At 67.4% G+C, this 15,464-nt stretch carries 12 protein-coding genes and 1 pseudogene; 9 read left to right on the plus strand and 4 right to left on the minus strand.

Translation table 11 applies throughout. The annotated features are described in order from the left end of the window. The first annotated feature begins 5 nt into the window (after positions 1-5). From YU1_RS0102290 to YU1_RS0102315, 6 genes are all read left to right on the plus strand, one after another. The gene (locus YU1_RS0102290; RefSeq protein WP_029002702.1) at positions 6-701 is read left to right on the plus strand and encodes a cyclic nucleotide-binding domain-containing protein; all 696 of its coding nucleotides are present in this window, start codon (positions 6-8) and stop codon (positions 699-701) included. A 226-nt stretch (positions 702-927) separates the two neighbouring features. Next, positions 928-2,058: an alpha/beta hydrolase gene (locus YU1_RS0102295; RefSeq protein WP_029002703.1), complete on the plus strand. Its 1,131-nt coding sequence runs from the start codon at positions 928-930 to the stop codon at positions 2,056-2,058. Further along, on the plus strand, positions 2,051-3,133 hold the full coding sequence (locus YU1_RS27505; protein ID WP_245263204.1) for an Lnb N-terminal periplasmic domain-containing protein: 1,083 nt from the start codon (positions 2,051-2,053) through the stop codon (positions 3,131-3,133). The genes YU1_RS0102295 and YU1_RS27505 overlap by 8 nt, the downstream gene beginning before the upstream one ends. 216 nt (positions 3,134-3,349) lie before the next feature. Next, positions 3,350-6,196, plus strand: coding sequence for a xanthine dehydrogenase family protein molybdopterin-binding subunit (locus YU1_RS0102305; protein ID WP_029002704.1), 2,847 nt, complete (start codon positions 3,350-3,352; stop codon positions 6,194-6,196). Continuing rightward, positions 6,193-6,738 (plus strand): (2Fe-2S)-binding protein, encoded by a 546-nt coding sequence (locus tag YU1_RS0102310; RefSeq protein WP_029002705.1) that lies wholly within the window; start codon positions 6,193-6,195, stop codon positions 6,736-6,738. Before YU1_RS0102305 ends, YU1_RS0102310 begins: the two co-directional genes overlap by 4 nt. A gap of 6 nt (positions 6,739-6,744) precedes the next feature. Then, a complete protein-coding gene (locus YU1_RS0102315; RefSeq protein ID WP_051356371.1) occupies positions 6,745-8,040 on the plus strand; it encodes a cytochrome c in 1,296 nt (431 codons plus the stop codon). A gap of 32 nt (positions 8,041-8,072) precedes the next feature. On the opposite strand, the gene YU1_RS33915 is transcribed toward YU1_RS0102315, so the two are convergent. The 4 genes and pseudogenes from YU1_RS33915 to YU1_RS27520 all read right to left on the minus strand — a co-directional run bounded on the left by YU1_RS33915 (position 8,073) and on the right by YU1_RS27520 (position 13,624). After that, positions 8,073-9,149: a class I SAM-dependent methyltransferase gene (locus tag YU1_RS33915; RefSeq protein ID WP_051356372.1), complete on the minus strand. Its 1,077-nt coding sequence runs from the start codon at positions 9,147-9,149 to the stop codon at positions 8,073-8,075. A gap of 142 nt (positions 9,150-9,291) precedes the next feature. Then, positions 9,292-11,355 (minus strand): annotated as a pseudogene (locus YU1_RS27515) (ATP-dependent helicase). A 131-nt stretch (positions 11,356-11,486) separates the two neighbouring features. Further along, positions 11,487-13,079, minus strand: a complete 1,593-nt coding sequence (locus tag YU1_RS0102330; RefSeq protein ID WP_029002707.1) for an ABC transporter substrate-binding protein — start codon at positions 13,077-13,079, stop codon at positions 11,487-11,489. Further along, positions 13,076-13,624, minus strand: coding sequence for a MarR family winged helix-turn-helix transcriptional regulator (locus tag YU1_RS27520; protein WP_156921907.1), 549 nt, complete (start codon positions 13,622-13,624; stop codon positions 13,076-13,078). Before YU1_RS27520 ends, YU1_RS0102330 begins: the two co-directional genes overlap by 4 nt. Before the next feature lie 272 nt (positions 13,625-13,896). On the opposite strand from YU1_RS27520, the gene YU1_RS0102340 reads away from it, so the two are divergent. The 3 genes from YU1_RS0102340 to YU1_RS27525 all read left to right on the plus strand — a co-directional run. After that, positions 13,897-14,868 carry an ABC transporter permease gene (locus YU1_RS0102340; RefSeq protein ID WP_029002708.1) on the plus strand — a complete coding sequence of 324 codons (972 nt, stop codon included), beginning with the start codon at positions 13,897-13,899 and terminating at the stop codon, positions 14,866-14,868. Then, a complete protein-coding gene (locus YU1_RS0102345) occupies positions 14,868-15,215 on the plus strand; it encodes a hypothetical protein (RefSeq protein WP_029002709.1) in 348 nt (115 codons plus the stop codon). Before YU1_RS0102340 ends, YU1_RS0102345 begins: the two co-directional genes overlap by 1 nt. 34 nt (positions 15,216-15,249) lie before the next feature. Continuing rightward, positions 15,250-15,464: transposase (locus YU1_RS27525; protein ID WP_035713436.1), on the plus strand; the 215-nt coding region annotated here is incomplete at its 3' end.

Genomic DNA, 15,464 nt, shown 5'->3' on the forward strand with positions numbered 1-15,464 from the left:
TGGAAATGAGACTCGAAGATGCCACGGCGGTGCGGGAACTCGCCCTGTTCCGCAGCATGGCGGACGAGGCGTTCGCCGGGCTCCTGGATGTCGCCTATCTCCAGCGGTTTCCGCCAGGCGTGGTGCTGATCCAGGAACGGGAGCGGGCCGATTTCCTGCATGTGGTCGTGGATGGGATGGTGGAGATGTTCGCCACCACCGGCGGTCGGGAAACCACCATCGAGCTGGTGCGGCCCGTCGGGCTCTTCATCCTGGCCGCCGTACTCAACGATCAGGTCTACTTACAGTCAGCCCGCACACTGGAGAAATCGCAGGTGCNGATGATCCCCGCCGCGAAAGTGCGGGGCGCAATGGAGACGGATGCCGCCTTCATGCGGGCCGTGGTCATGGAACTGGCGCGGGATTACCGCCGCACGGTCAGGGACCTGAAGAACCTCAAGCTGCGCACCGCCTCCGAGCGCCTCGCGAACTGGCTATTAAGGGTCGAGGACGAGCAGGGGCGGACCGGCGCGCTCGAACTGCCTTGCGAAAAACGGACATTGGCCGCCCGCCTCGGCATGACGGCGGAGAATCTGTCCCGCGCCTTCGCGACCCTCGCGGATCATGGCGTCCAGACCAAGGGCAGCCGGGTGGACATCCTGCGCCGCGAGGCGCTGTCCGCTTATGCCAAGCCCGACGAGCTGATTGATCTGCCGGATTGAGCCCGTCCCTCGCGCCGTCCGTCCTCTTGCTGGCCGGTTTCGATGGATCAAGCCATCATCATATCCACCCCCAATCTCCCACGCGGGGGCGCCCGTCCGGAAGCCGTGGGACTTTTCAGGTACAAGGCGGGAGGCCTGTGGGCTACCATCCGGCCGGGACCGGATGCCCCCGGCACCTGGGACCAAGCCGCAGACGGGGGCCGGAAGGCGCATGAAGACGGGTCGCATGCATCTTCTCTCCGTCCGGTTCTCCGCTGTGCTGCTCCTGGCTGTCCTGGTCGCAGCCTGCGCGCCCCGGCCGGGACCGGAAGTGCTGGATACCACTCCACTGACGATCCTCGGCACCAAGGTCGTGACCGTCTACGTGGCGACCACCCGGCAGCGGGAAAAACCGGACAGCAACGTCTTCACCAGCGCCCGGGGGCGGGAGACCGCCTATGCGGCGTTCGAAATCTCAATCCCGCCGCCCCACAAGGCGGGACAGATTGAATGGCCGAATGGGCCGGTCGATCCCGCCACCAGCTTCGCCACGATCCAGCAGAGCGTCCTCAATCGCGCGACCTTCGCGCAGAAGACGGCGGCGCGTGGCGCGGCTCACCGGCCGGCGCGTACCCTCGTCTTCGTCCACGGCTACAATTACAATTTCCAGGAATCGCTCTACCGCCTCGCGCAACTGGCGGCGGATGCCGACATCGGCGGCGTGCCCATCCTGTTCGCCTGGCCGTCCGAGGCGAAAGTCACCGGCTATGTCGCCGACAAGGAAGCGGTGACCTATTCCCGCGATGCGCTGGTGGACCTGCTGACCCTCTTGGCGCACCGGCCGGACAGGGGCGAGATCACCGTGGTCGGCCACAGCATGGGCGGCTGGCTGGTGGTGGAGGCGCTGCGCCAGCTCCGTCTCACCGGGCGGAACGCCGTCATCAGCCGCCTGGACGTGGTGCTCGCGGCACCGGACATCGACGTGGACGTCTTTCGCGCCCAGATGGCGGTCATCGGGCCGCTTTCGCCGCCGATGACCCTGCTGGTCGCGCGGGACGACGTGGCGCTGTCGCTCTCCGGGCGGATCGCGGGAGAGCGGCCGCGCGTCGGCTCCATCGACATCGACGATCCCCGGGTCCAGGAAGCCGCGCTCAAGGCGAACATCCAGATCGTGGACATCTCCACCCTAAAGGCCTCCGATCCACTCAACCACGACCGCTTCGTCAGCCTTGCCGCGCTCTACCCGCGTCTGGCCGAGGGGGCGCAGCCGGGCGCGGGCCATGAGCTGCGGCGCGCCGGCGCCTTCATCTTCGACGCGGTCGGCACGACGCTGTCGACGCCGTTCGGCCTTGTCGGCAGGGCGATCGCAGGTGACTGAGCAGGGATCGCCGTCGGCCGGCGCAACGGGGCGCCGGAATTCCCGCGCCGGCTTCGCGCTTCTCGGCGGCGCCATGCTGCTGCTGGTCGCCTGGACGATCACCGCGCTGCATTTTCAGACCCCGCGGTCTGTGTTCTGGCCGGCCGCCGCAGCAGTCGCCGTCTTGTCCGGCGCCGTGCTTTATATCGGCCTGAAACACCGGCGGAGCGCATGGCTGCTCCTGGCGCTGATGCTGGCGGCAACGGCGGCCTGGTGGCTCACCATTCGCCCGTCCAACGACCGCGACTGGGCCCCCGACGTTGCCCACACGGCAACCGCCGACATCGACGGAGCGACCGTCGTGATCCATGACGTGCGCAACTTCGACTGGCGGACCGAGACGGCATTCTCGCCACGCTGGGAGACGCGGCGCTATTCGCTGGACGCGCTCACCTCCGTCGATCTCGTCAGCTCCGTCTGGGGCAATCCCGCCATCGCCCACACCCTTATCAGCTTCGGCTTTTCAGACGGCCGGCACGTCGTCTTCTCGGTGGAGATTCGCCGGGAGCGGAATGAATCCTTCTCGGAAATCGGTGGCTTCTTCAAGGAGTTCGAGCTGGCGATCATCGCCGCCGACGAAGCCGACATCATTCGCCTGCGCACGGACGTCCGCGGCGAACAGGTCTCGCTCTTCCCGTTGCGCGTCACGCCCGAACAGGCCCGCAAGCTGTTCCTATCCTATCTTCAGGCGAGCAACGCGCTGGCCCGGCAGCCGCAGTTCTACCAGACCCTCACCACCAACTGCACCACGGTCATCTTCCAGCTGGCGCGGCTGGTGGAGCCGGGGATTCCCGCCGACTGGCGGATCCTGCTGTCCGGCTATCTGCCTGATTACCTCTATGCGCATGATGTCCTTTTGACCTCGCTGCCGCTTGACGAGACCAAGCGCGCGGCGATCCTCGCGCGGCAGGATCCAGCCCTGTCGCCGGACGTGGATTTCTCAACGGCCATCCGCGCCCGAAGCCCGCTCTATGACGCGGCCCCGGCCGGCGTGCACGGGAACGATGCCTCAAAGAACGATGGTCTCAAGAACTGAAACCGGGCGCCACATGAACCGACTGTTGCGAATGCGCGGCATCCCCGCCCCGCAGACAGAAAGACACGCGCCTGTATATGCAGACGAAAGTATTTCTCCACCAAAGATCACTGTTCTCAAATACAATTAAACCCCGGCCAGCTTTCCAATTTAAAGGCCGCGTGATACCTCTTGCAAGCGCAGCCGGCACCATCAGAACCGGCGGGAGGGGTGGGCATGGTTTCGGGTCTGACGCGCCGAGGTTTCCTGAAGGTCGGCGTGTTTTCCGGCATTGCCGTGCGCATCGGCTTCATCGGCGCTCCGGCGCGATCGGACGTCATCACCGAAGCCCGCGACAGCCAGCCGGCCTGGGCGACCCCGGAGGGGCACCCGCGCTTCCGCATCGATGCGGTGGCGAAGGTCACCGGCGACAAGTCCTTCTCCCGCGATTATCGCGCCCGCGACATGCCCGGCTGGCCGGCGGCCCAGAGCCACGCCTTCCTGATCCGCGGAACACGGGCTGACCATGCCTTCGCTGGCCTCGACCTCGGCCGCCTCGGCGAGGACCTGCAACCTGACCGGCTGGTGCTGGGAGACGATCTGGTACGTGACGGCCTTGCGCCGCCCGACGGCGACATGGTTCCCGGCCCGGACTTCTACGGCGACATGTTCCTGGTGCCGCGCGGACGCACCCCGCGCTTCCTCGGGCAGCCGGTCGGACTGTTGATCTATCACGACTTCGCCCGTTTCGATGCCGCGCGCCGACGCCTGCGCTTCGCCGACGATGTGGTGCGCTGGGGCGCGCAGACCGGCCCGGACACCCCGGCCAACTACAGCGCCAGCCGTTTCGTGCGCATCGGCGGCAACACGCCGGATGATCCGGACCCGTATTCCCCGCTCGAAGGCACGACGGTCTACGCCGGCTTCAAGGGCGACACGGTGCAGTGGCCGCCCCCGGCGCGGGACGGCGACGCTGCCGGGCGGGCCATGTGGGCGGCCGGACAGATCGAGGCGGAGATCGCCGCCGCCGGTGCCGACCGGCTGGTGCTGAAGCGCAGCTATATGTCCCAATCCACCGACGCCTCGGCCATGGAAGCCGACAACGGCAACGTCTGGTACGATCCGGCGAGCGGCATCATGCGTGCGGTCATCGCCACCCAGTCCGCCTACGAGGTCGCCAGCGTCACGCCGGAGATGGTGGCCAAGTCGCGCTTCGCCCTCAAGCAGTTCGATCTCTCCATCGGCTATACCGTGGGCTACGGCACCAAGGACCACTCCATCTATCCCTTCCTCGCCGTCGTCGCCGGGCTCTATGGCGAGGGGCGCCCGGTGCGCCTCGCCAACGACCGCTACGCGCAGTTCCAGATGGGCATCAAGCGGCACGCCTTCCGATCGGACCTGACGCTGGTGGTGGACAAGGCCTCCGGCCGGTTCGAGATCCTGACGGGCGCCTATCGCAGCGACGGCGGCGGTCGGCGCAACTTCTCTCCGGAAGTCGGTACGGTGGCTGCCGCCGCCGGGCAGAGCATCTATTACCTGCCGAAAAGCGACTTCTCCGTCGCCGTCCACGCCTCCCGCGCCGTGGATGCCGGCTCGACGCGCGGTTACGGCACGCTCCAGAGCATGACCGCGACCGAGCTGCTGGTGGACGAGGCGGCTGAATTGCTGGGGATGGACCCCATCGAGCTCCGGCTGAAGAATGTCCTGCGTTCGGGCATGAAGAACTCCCAGGGCGCCGTGCCCGCCGGCAGCGTGCGGGCGGACGAACTGCTGGAGAAAATCCGCACCCACACACTCTGGCGGGAACGCGCCGCCAGCAAGCTCGCCTACGAGCGCGCCCATCCCGGCTGGCGTTACGGCGTGGGCTTCGCCCAGGTGCAGAAGGATTTCGGCACCGGAGCTGAGGCGGCCATCACCACCCTCGCCTTCGACGCGAAGGGCCGCCTGGCCATGCGCCAGAACGGCAACGACATGGGCACCGGCATGACCACCTCCCATCCGGTGATGGTGGCGCGCGAGATCGGCCGGCTGCCGCAGGAAACCGCCTATGGTGTGACCTCCTGGCCCGAGATGCCGCTGGTGACCGCCGACCAGCCCTACACCATGCCCCAGGCCGAGGAGACGGAGCTGGCGCGCAACCCGCATTGGACCCCGACGTTCCTGTCGCCCATGAGCGCCTCCAACAGCGTCTATTTCGTCGGGCACGCCACCCGCGCCGCCGCCCGTGCGCTGCTGCGCCTCTCGCTCTGGCCGGCGGCCCTCGCCATCTGGTCGCAGGGCGGCGGGGGCGGACAGTTCGCCTCGCTCGCGGTGGCGTTCGAGGATGCGCGCATCGTCCAGGGGCGGCTCACCGCTGCCGGGCTGGAGCCGCTGAGTTTCGAACGGCTCGCCGAGGCGGCGCATCGCCTGGGGCTGGTCACCGGCGTCAGCGTCCATACCTTCAATCGCTGGCAATGGGCGCAGGCCACGTTCGATGTGCCGACGGTCGGGATGACCACCTTCCCCGTCGATGCGCTGTCGGTGCGCTACGGCGACGGCGCGCCGCCGGAGCGCCGCGCCCTGATGACGGACGGCGGCTTCCATTTCATCGCGCGCAACGCGGTCACCTACCCCCCGGTCCAGCGCAACAATGCGGCCGTCACCTATTATTCGGGCATGGCGACGCTGGCGGAAGTCGCGGTCGACACCGCATCGGGCAAGGTGCGCGTGCTGTCGCACCATTCCGTGCTCGAATGCGGCAACCAGATCGTCCCCGAACTGGTATCCGGACAGATCCAGGGCGGCCTCGCCATGGGCATCGGCCACGCCTTGCTGGAGCACCTGCCGCTCTATGAGGACGGCCCCGGAAACGGCACGTGGAACTGGAACCGCTACCTCCTGCCCCATGCGGAGGATGTCGCGGTGTGGACGCAGACCGCCGAGGTGCTGCCGCCTCTGTCCGAGACCGATCCGCCGAAAGGCATGGCCGAGGTGGTGATGATTGCCATCGTGCCCGCCATCCTCAACGGCATCACCCACGCCATCGGCACGCGCTTCCGGGAAACGCCGGTGACCGCTGACAAAATCCTGGAGGCGCTGGCGTGACCCTCAAGACCAAGCCGCTTTCGCTCATCGTGAACGGCGAGGCCGTCGGCCCCATCGACGTGCCCGAAGACATGATGATGCTCGATTTCCTGCACGAATATCTCAACCTGACCGGCTCGCGCATGGGCTGCGGCCAGGGCATCTGCCATGCCTGCACCATCGCCATGGACCAACCCGGCGGCGCGCTGATGGAAATGCGCACCTGCATCACCGGGGCCCACTTCTTCGCCGGCCGTTCAGTGCATACGGTCGAAGGCTGGGCCAGCCGCGATGGACAGGGCACCGTCACGGCCCTGTCGCCGGTGCAGCAGGCCTTCATCTCGCATTTCGCCTTCCAATGCGGCTACTGCACGCCCGGCTTCGTGACCGCTGCGACCGTGCTGCTTGACCGGCTGAAGCGCACGCCGGTGCGCAGGGACGATCTGGAGCGCGTGATCGAGGCCGCGCTCGCCCCGCATATCTGCCGATGTACCGGCTATGTCCGCTATTACGAGGCGGTGCGCCAGGTGATCCTGGACACGCCCGGCCTGCTGGCGGGATAGGCGGCCATGCTGCGCAAAGCCCTTCTGGCCCTCGCCATTCTCATCGTCCTCGTCGGCGCGGGCGCGCTGGCGGTGCTTCTCGGCCTGTTCGAGCGGTCGGTTGTGTCCGAGGCGGTCAAGACGCCGCTGAGCGCCGAGCGCATCGCCGCGCTGGCGCCCAAGGGGCGCTATCTGGCGGCGGCGGCGGACTGCGTCGCCTGCCACACGGCGCCGGGCGGCGCGCCCTGGGCCGGCGGGCGGGCCTTCGAAATGCCGTTCGGCACGCTCTACGCCACCAACATCTCGCCCGATCCGGAGACCGGCATCGGCAGCTGGACGCGGGCGGACTTCCACCGCGCCCTGCGCGACGGCGTCGGCAAGGGCGGCCGGCACCTCTATCCGGCGATGCCCTACGTGTCCTACCGCGACCTGACCGAGGAGGACGTGGACGCCATCTACGCCTTCATGCTGACGCGCGCGCCCATGCCGGTGCCCAATCGCGCGGACAGCTTCCCCTTCCCCTATGTGCGCCAGACACTGACCTTCTGGAACCTGGTCAACCTGCCGCACCGCGCGGAAGGGGTCGATCCCGCCCGCTCGCCGGAGTGGAACCGCGGCCGCTACCTCACCGACGCCCTCGGCCATTGCGGGGAATGCCATACCCCGCGTGACATCAGCATGGGCATGATCCGCTCCCGCTACCTCAAGGGCGGGCCGCTGGAAGGGGTAGATGCGCCGGACATCAGTCCCGCCGCCCTGGCTCGCCTCGGCTTCACCCCACAGAGCCTGGCCGACTATTTCCGCTCGGGCACCGGCCCGCACGGCGTCATGTCGTTCGCCATGTCGGACGTATTCGAGCATTCCACGCAGCATCTGACGCCGGCTGATGCCCTGGCCATGGCCTCCTATCTGGTGGGGGACGCCAAGCCCTCGCCCCGCCCGCTGGAGGCGGCGGGTACGGCGGACACGGCCTCCGCCTCAGCGTCGACAGGCAAGGGCGGCGCCCTCTATGTCCAGCTCTGCTCGGCCTGCCACGGGCTGGAGGGAGAGGGCATCGCGCAGGTGGCGCCGGGCATGGCGGCGAACGCCACCTTGCGCTTCCCCAGCCCGCTGAACACGCTGGCCGTCGTCCTGGAAGGCCTGCCGGGCGGCGCGTTCCCCGAAGGCGGCCGCATGCAGCCAATGCCGGGCTTTCGCCACCTACTCACCGATCCGGACATCGCCGATCTGGTGAGCTACATGCGCCGCCGGTGGGCGGGCATCGACGCCCCCGTCCCACCAGCCGCGGTCGCCGCCGCCCGCGCGCGGCTGCCCGCGCAGTAACGGGCGGGGGATCGCCCTGCCGACCGGCGCCGTCAGCTCGGCCGGCTTCCGCCCGGCTTGGCGCCGCCGGCGAGACCAGCCACCGCTTCGCGCAGCGCCTTCCACGGCGTACGCGCCTCAAGCTCCTGCAGGCGCGCGGCGTCCTCGGCGCTCCGCTCGCTCCAGTGCTGGATCTGGGCTCGCAAGGCTGCCACCTCCTGCTCCAAGGTGCCGATCACCTCGACCGCATGGGCCTCCCGCGCCTGCCCCTCGGCCATATGGCCCGCGAGCAGCGCCTGCTGCTGCTCCGCCGCCACGGCCCGCGCCTCCGCCGCCCGCCAGCCGAGTTCGGCCTCGCGCCGGACCTGGGGGTCGGTGTCGATGTCGGAACGATACACGAAGACGCTGTTCGGCAGCGGCGGCAGCGGAGCGTCGGAAACGAACCCCACGAGGTACGGCGCGCCGGCCAGATGGCCGCTGCCCTCGATGGTGGCGGCATCGCGCCGTTCATAGGCCCGCACCGGCGCATCATCGCCGGGGCCGATGATGACCGAGCCGATCAGCGCCCGCTGGGCGGCGAATGCCGCATGGGCGAAATGGCGGCGCAGCAGCCCTTCGAACTCCGGCCGCGTCAGTTCCAGCACGTGAAACGGATTGGGCGGCGCTCCCGGAGGGGAATAGATGTCCTTGTCCGGCGTGCTGATGATGAGCAGGCCGCCCGGCCGCAGCACGCGATGGAGCTCGCTCAGGAACTGGTCGTGCTCGGCGATGTGTTCCAGGGTCTCGAACGAAACCGCCACATCGACGCTGGCGTCGGGCAAGGGGATGGCGCGGGCATCGCCCTGCTCGTAGCGCAGGTTCGGCCGCGCGAACTCGCGCCGCGCCGCCGCGACGGTCTCCGCGTCGATCTCCACCCCGACCACGGAGCGGGCGACCTGGGAGAGCAGCGCGCTGCCGTAGCCCTCGCCGGCGGCGACGTCGATGACGTCCTTGTCGCGGCAGAATTCGCGGGCCAGCAGATAGCGGTGATAATGCTCGATCTCGACCTGGCCGGAGATGGACGCGGTCAGCCGTTCGCCGCTGAAATCCTGGGGCTGCGCCGCAGCCTCCCGGTGGATCAGCTCTGCCATGTTTTCCGTCCTCGGTTCGCCCCCGCTGCCGGATTTGGCGCCCTGCTTTAACCGACGCGCGCGCCGCTCACAACAACGGCTGGGGACAACCCTGGGCAGGCCCGTTGTCGCACGGTAGCAAGGTGGCACCGGGAAGGATCGGCTATCGCCACATGCCGCGCAGGCGCGCGCCCACGTCGATGCGCACCTGCCGCGCCTCGGGCTGGCCACGCGCATCGGCCCCAGCCCTGGGCCAGGATCGCGGCTCGAAATGCGCCAGCAGGGACGCCGGGATGAAACGGGTGCGGGAGGCATAGACGTGCCGATCGCCGTGCGCCGCCTGGCCGTGGGTGAAGAAGCGCTGCGGCGTGACGAGGTGGAGGTTGTCCTTGGCCCGCGTCATGCCGACATAGAGCAGCCGCCGTTCCTCTTCGATCTCCTCCGGCGTTCCGACGCCGAGGTCGCTCGGGATGCATCCGTCCACCGCATTGAGGATGAAGACCGACTTCCATTCCTGCCCCTTGGCGGAATGGATGGTGGAGAGGATCAGATAATCCTCGTCGAGCGAAGGCACGCCCGCCTGGTCGCTGGTGGCATCCGGCGGATCGAGCGTCAATTCGGTGAGGAAGCGCTCGCGCGAGGGATAGCCGGCCGCGATGTGTTCGAGCTGGAGCAGATCGGCGAGGCGCGTGCCGGCATCCTCATGGATGCGCTCCAGATGGGGTTCGTACCACCGCCGGGCCAACTCCAACTCCGCCGGCCAGCCGGCCTCGCCGGCCGTCAATGCCCGCAGCACGGCGAGAAAGCTGGTCCAGTGCTCTCCGGCCCGCGCCGGAGCCGGGACGGACGACAGTTCGGCCAAAGGATCCGGTGTGGCCGACATCCGGTCCAGGGTCCTCTGCGCGGTCGTGGGGCCGACGCCGGGCAGAAGCTGCATCAGCCGAAAGCCGGCGACACGGTCGCGTGGATTCTGCACGAAGCGCAGCGTCGCGAGCATGTCCTTCACATGGGCGGCATCGAGGAACTTCAACCCGCCGAACTTGACGAAGGGGATGTTGCGCCGGGTGAGTTCGATCTCCAATGGCCCGCTATGGTGGGAGGCCCGGAACAGCACCGCCTGCTGCTTCAGCGTGGTGCCGACCTCGCGGTTTTCCAGCACGCGATCCGCCACGAAACGGGCCTGGTCGGCCTCGTCCCGGACGCTGACCAGTTCGGGCCGCTCGGCCGACTGGCGCTCGGTCCAGAGGTTCTTGGTGAAGCGCTCCGGGGCGAGGCCGATGACCGCGTTGGCGGCGGCGAGGATCGGCTGGGTGGAGCGGTAATTGCGCTCCAGCGTGACCACCTCCGCCGGCGGATTGAAACTCCAGGATGTTCCGCACCGTCGCCGCGCGAAAGGAATAGATGGATTGCGCATCGTCGCCCACCACGGTCAGCCCCTGCCCGCCCGGCTTCAGGCCGAGGAGGATGGAGGCCTGGAGCCGGTTGGTGTCCTGATATTCGTCCACCATCACATGGTCGAAGCGGGCGCCCAGATCCTCCGCCAGCACAGGGTCGGTGGCGAGTTGGCTCCAGTAGAGCAGCAGGTCGTCGTAATCGAGCACGTTCTGCGCCTGCTTGGCCTCCACATAACCCGCGAACAGCTCCCGCGCGCGTGCCAGCCCGCACACCAGGGAAAAGCCCGCAGCAGCACCTCCTCCAGCGGCATCTCCGCATTCACCGCGCGCGAATAGATGGACAGGCAGGTGCCCTTGGCCGGAAACCTGTTTTCCGTGCGCGACAGGCCAAGGTCGTGGCGGACGAGATTCATCAGGTCGGCGGAATCTTCCCGGTCATGAACGGTGAAGCCCGGGTCCAGGCCGATCTGCTCGGCATAGTCGCGCAGGACGCGCGCACCGACGCCGTGAAAGGTGCCCGCCCAGGTCAAGGCGTCGGCCATCAGGCCCCCTTGGCCGGCCAGCACCCGGTTGCAGATGCGCTCCACCCGCCGGGTCATCTCGGACGCCGCGCGGCGGGAGAAGGTCATCAGCAGGATGCGGCGCGGATCCGCCCCGCCGACGATGAGATGGGCGACACGATGGGCCAAAGTGTTGGTCTTGCCCGACCCCGCCCCGGCAATGATGAGCAATGGCGGCGCGATCGACGCCTTCTGGTCGACGACCCCGTGCTCCACCGCGCGGCGCTGCTCGGGATTGAGGTCGTCAAGATACGCAGCGGTTGCGGCCACCAACTCCACCCATCCCAGCGTCGCTGTGTGCAGCTTTGGCAGATTCCTGTTTTGTTCGCAATCCTTTCGGGCACGGCGCTCCGAGCGCCGGGCCCGAGGGTCGGTTCAGAAGGAGCCCGCAGGCGTTCCCCGGCCTATTTGACCGGCTTCACATTCATGGCCAGCGTGTCTTCGTCCACCCGCGGCGCGATGGTCACCTTGCCCTTCTGCATCGCCCAGGCGGTGGTGATGGAGGCGATGGGCAGGCTCGGCCGGTCCTCGGCGACGACGGCCTCGGCCTGCTCCAGTTGCGCGCGGCGCTTGGCCACGTCCATCTCCACCGACGCCGCCTCGATGAGCTTGTCCAGCGCCGGGTTGGAATAGCCACGCACGTTGAAGCCGCCGAGCTTGGTGGCCGGGGTGTTGGTGTGCATCAGGCCGGCCAGCGTGTAGTTGGCCTCGCCCGTCAGCGTGCCCCAGCCCCACATGGCAAGGCCGTAGTCGCCGCGCTGGCGGGCGGGGAAGAACACCGTGCTCGGCACGCCATTGGCCTGCGCGTCGATGCCGGCGGCGGCCAGCATCTGCACGATGCTCGCACCCACCGCGCCGTCGCTCTGCAGGCGGTCCGTCGTGAAGCTGAGCGAGACCTTGAAGCCGTTCGGATAGCCCGCCTCGGCCAACAACTGCTTGGCTCTCTTCGTATCAGGCTTCGTAATCTTCAGGCTCTTGTTGAAGCCGAAGATGGTATCCGTGACGATCTGCGAAGCGGGCTTGCCCATGCCCTCCATGGCGATCTCGGCGATGGTCTCGCGGTCGATGGCAAGATCGAACGCCTCGCGCACCTTGGGATCGAGGAAGGGGTTCTTGGGCAGCGGCGATCCGTCCTTGGCGGTGACCAGGGCCGGCTTGTCGCGGAAATCGAACTCCGTGATGAAGAGATAGACGCTGTCCGCCTTGGCGACGCGCAGCTTGGCGTCCTTCTCCAGCGTCGGCACGTCCGCCGGCGGTACGCGCGAGATGAGATCGAGCTGCCCGGCCTTCAGTTGCGCCACGCGGCTGGCGTCATTGGGAATTTCCTTGCGGACGACCTTCTCCCAGGGCTCCTTGCCGCCCCAATAGCCATCGAAGCGGGTGAGGACGAGCTCCTCCTTCGGCGTCCAGGAAACGAACTTGTAAGGCCCGGTGCCGACGGTCGCCTTGCCGGAATTGAACCCTTCGCCCGCCGTATCCTTAGTGGAGAAGTCCTTGGCGGCGCTGTGGGAAACCACGAACAGGCGGACGAAATCGTTCGGCAGCGTGGGCGCGGGACCATCGGTCTTGATGCGGATGGTCAGGGGATCAACGATCTCCACTTCCTTTACGCGGCGGATGTAGACCGTGGTCGGGTTGGGTCCGGTGACGTTCGGAATACGCTCGATGGAGAACTTCACGTCCTCGGCGGTGAAGTCGGAACCGTCATGAAACTTCACCCCCTTGCGGAGCTTGAACTCCCAGGTGGTGTCGTCGATCGCCTTCCAGCTTTCAGCGAGACCCGGCTCCAGCTCCAGATTGTCGCCGGACTTCACCAGCGTGTCGAAGACATGCTTGGCCGCTTCGGCCTGCACGCCGGTGGAGGTGAAGTGCGGGTCCATGGAGGCCGGCCCCGCGCGCACGCCGATGGTCAGCGTCTGCGCCAGCAGCGCGCCGGAGGCGGATGAGGCAAGAAAAGCGGCAAGCGACAGCGTTCGGAATGTTCGCGCGACGTTCATGATCCGGTTTCCTCTGTAGCGATTGAGTGCGGCCAATACGGTGAATCGACAACGATCTTGGCGAGGATCTCCGACAGCATGCCGCGCTCGCCCGGCGTGAGCCGCGACAGCATCACCTGCTCGCGCTCCAGCATGACGGGCATGGCGGCGTCGAAGATCTCCTGCCCCGTCGGGGTGATGTGGAGCACGTAGCTGCGATGGTCGTTCGGATCCCCGTCCCGCCGGATCAGCCTGCGCTTCAGCAGCCGCTGGATCGCACGGCTGATCGTGGGCTTGGGAAAACCGCTGGAGACACAGATGTCCTTGGCCGCGATCCCGCCGCGCAGCCCGAGGGCGTAGAGCACCACGAACTCCGGCCGGACCACATCGTAGGTCTTCTCGATCCAGTCATAGACCGGCACATTGAAGTGCATGGCCAGGTAATTGATGCGGAACGAGAACCAGCAGGGATTGTGCCACAGCTTGATGGCGATCAGCGGATCGAGGCCCTCCGGCAGGTCCGCATCGCCCTCCCGATTGGGCTGAAGCTCAGGCGCGCGCATCATCTCCCGCCTCCCGCCGGCCATGTCCACATGACCATTGCCAGTTCGTTCATCGTGAAACTTGACAGATGCTTTTCGTCGCTGTCAATCTGCTGAACAAGTTTCAAACGAAACTATTTTGCGACCGCAACTTGTACTTTGCGGATGGATGTTCGTGCCTTCGGAGGGTCGATGCGCATCGCCGACAAAAACTGGATGCGGGTTGGGAGGCCGCCGTGCGGCTACGGCACGTCTCGCTTGCGCTTCATCGCCTCCGGGCGGCCATGAGCTGAGCCATGCTCGGCTTCCTGATCCAGAGATTATTGCAGGCGGCTCTCGTGGTGCTGGAGATGTCGGCGCTGGTGTTCGCCGGCGTGTTCGCCATCGGCAACCCCATCGATCTCCTGATCTCCCCGGAAGCCACGCAGGACATCCGTGCCGCGACCATCGCCAAATACGGCTTCGACCTGCCCCTCTGGCAGCAATATCTCGGCTTTCTCGGCCGCGCCCTGCACGGCGATTTCGGCCAGTCGTTCGTCTACAACATGCCGGTCGGCCAGCTCATCCTGTCGCGGCTGCCGGCCACGCTGGAGCTGACACTCGCGGCGGTGCTGGGCGCCACGCTGCTCGGTGTGCCCCTCGGCATGTATGCGGGCTACCGGCCCGCAAGCGTGCTTTCCAAGACGGTGATGGCGCTTTCCATCCTCGGTTTCTCCGTGCCCACCTTCTGGGTCGGCCTCGTGCTCATCTTCGCCTTCGCGGTGCAGCTCGGCTGGTTGCCGGCGGGCGGGCGGGGCGAGACCGCCTCGCTGTTCGGCATCGAATGGAGCTTCCTCACCCTCGACGGCCTGCAGCACCTCGTCCTGCCGGCCATCAACCTCGCCCTGTTCAAGTTCGCGCTGATGATCCGGCTCGCCCGCTCGGGCACGCGGGAAATCATGCTGACAGACACGGTGAAGTTCGCCCGCGCCGCCGGCCTGTCCGAACGCACCATCCTGCTGCGGCACGTGCTGCGGCTGATCGCGATCCCGCTGGTCACCGTGTTCGGGCTGGAATTCGGCTCGACACTGGCCTTCGCGGTGGTGACGGAGACCATCTTCTCCTGGCCCGGCCTCGGCAAGCTCATCATCGATTCCATCACTTCGCTGGATCGCCCCGTCATGGTGGCCTATCTGATGCTGGTGGCGCTGTTCTTCATCGCCATCAACCTGGTGGTGGACCTGTCCTACGCCGCGCTCGATCCGCGCCTGCGCAAGGGGCGGGCCTGATGGACGGCGCCTCTCCCCTCGCCCGCTTCTTCACCGAGTTCCGCGAGAACCGCTCAGCCGTCCTCGGTCTGGCGATCATCGTCGCGCTGCTGGCCCTGGCGCTGCTGGCGCCGCTCGTCGCGCCACAGGACCCCTACGACCTCGCCAGCCTCGCCCTGCGCGACGCTCGCCGGCCGCCGGGCTATGTGGGCACGGGGGGCTATGTGCATTGGCTGGGCACGGATTCCCAAGGCCGCGACCTGCTCTCCGCCATTCTCTACGGCCTGCGCATCTCCATCGAGATGGGGCTGATCGCCGGCGCCGCAGGCCTAGGTAGTGTGGACTCTTGGGGTTCCCGGGCTGAATGATCTGTGATTCAAAGCTGCCTTTGATGAGGCAGCGATGGGTGTTCTTGATCGACTGGTGCTTGGGGATGAGCAGTGGGCGCGGATAGCGCCGCACATCATCGGCGACGAGCGGACGCGCGGCTCTTCGGGCCGGGACAATCGTATGTTCATCGAGGCGGTGCTGTGGATCGTGCGCACCGGCTCGCCTTGGCGCGATCTGCCGGAGCTGTTTGGAGAATGGAACACCGTCTTCCGTCGCTTCAGCCGCTG

Source organism: Azorhizobium doebereinerae UFLA1-100, assembly GCF_000473085.1.
GTDB lineage: Bacteria > Pseudomonadota > Alphaproteobacteria > Rhizobiales > Xanthobacteraceae > Azorhizobium > Azorhizobium doebereinerae.

Excerpts from the sequence above, each read along its gene's own strand:
- YU1_RS0102295 (WP_029002703.1), top strand. The coding sequence starts at position 928 with ATGCATCTTCTCTCCGTCCGGTTCTCCGCTGTGCTGCTCCTGGCTGTC.
- YU1_RS0102305 (WP_029002704.1), top strand. The coding sequence starts at position 3,350 with ATGGTTTCGGGTCTGACGCGCCGAGGTTTCCTGAAGGTCGGCGTGTTT.
- YU1_RS0102315 (WP_051356371.1), top strand. The coding sequence starts at position 6,745 with ATGCTGCGCAAAGCCCTTCTGGCCCTCGCCATTCTCATCGTCCTCGTC.
- YU1_RS33915 (WP_051356372.1), bottom strand. The coding sequence starts at position 9,149 with ATGGCAGAGCTGATCCACCGGGAGGCTGCGGCGCAGCCCCAGGATTTC.
- YU1_RS0102330 (WP_029002707.1), bottom strand. The coding sequence starts at position 13,079 with ATGAACGTCGCGCGAACATTCCGAACGCTGTCGCTTGCCGCTTTTCTT.
- YU1_RS27520 (WP_156921907.1), bottom strand. The coding sequence starts at position 13,624 with ATGATGCGCGCGCCTGAGCTTCAGCCCAATCGGGAGGGCGATGCGGAC.
- YU1_RS0102340 (WP_029002708.1), top strand. The coding sequence starts at position 13,897 with ATGCTCGGCTTCCTGATCCAGAGATTATTGCAGGCGGCTCTCGTGGTG.
- YU1_RS0102345 (WP_029002709.1), top strand. The coding sequence starts at position 14,868 with ATGGACGGCGCCTCTCCCCTCGCCCGCTTCTTCACCGAGTTCCGCGAG.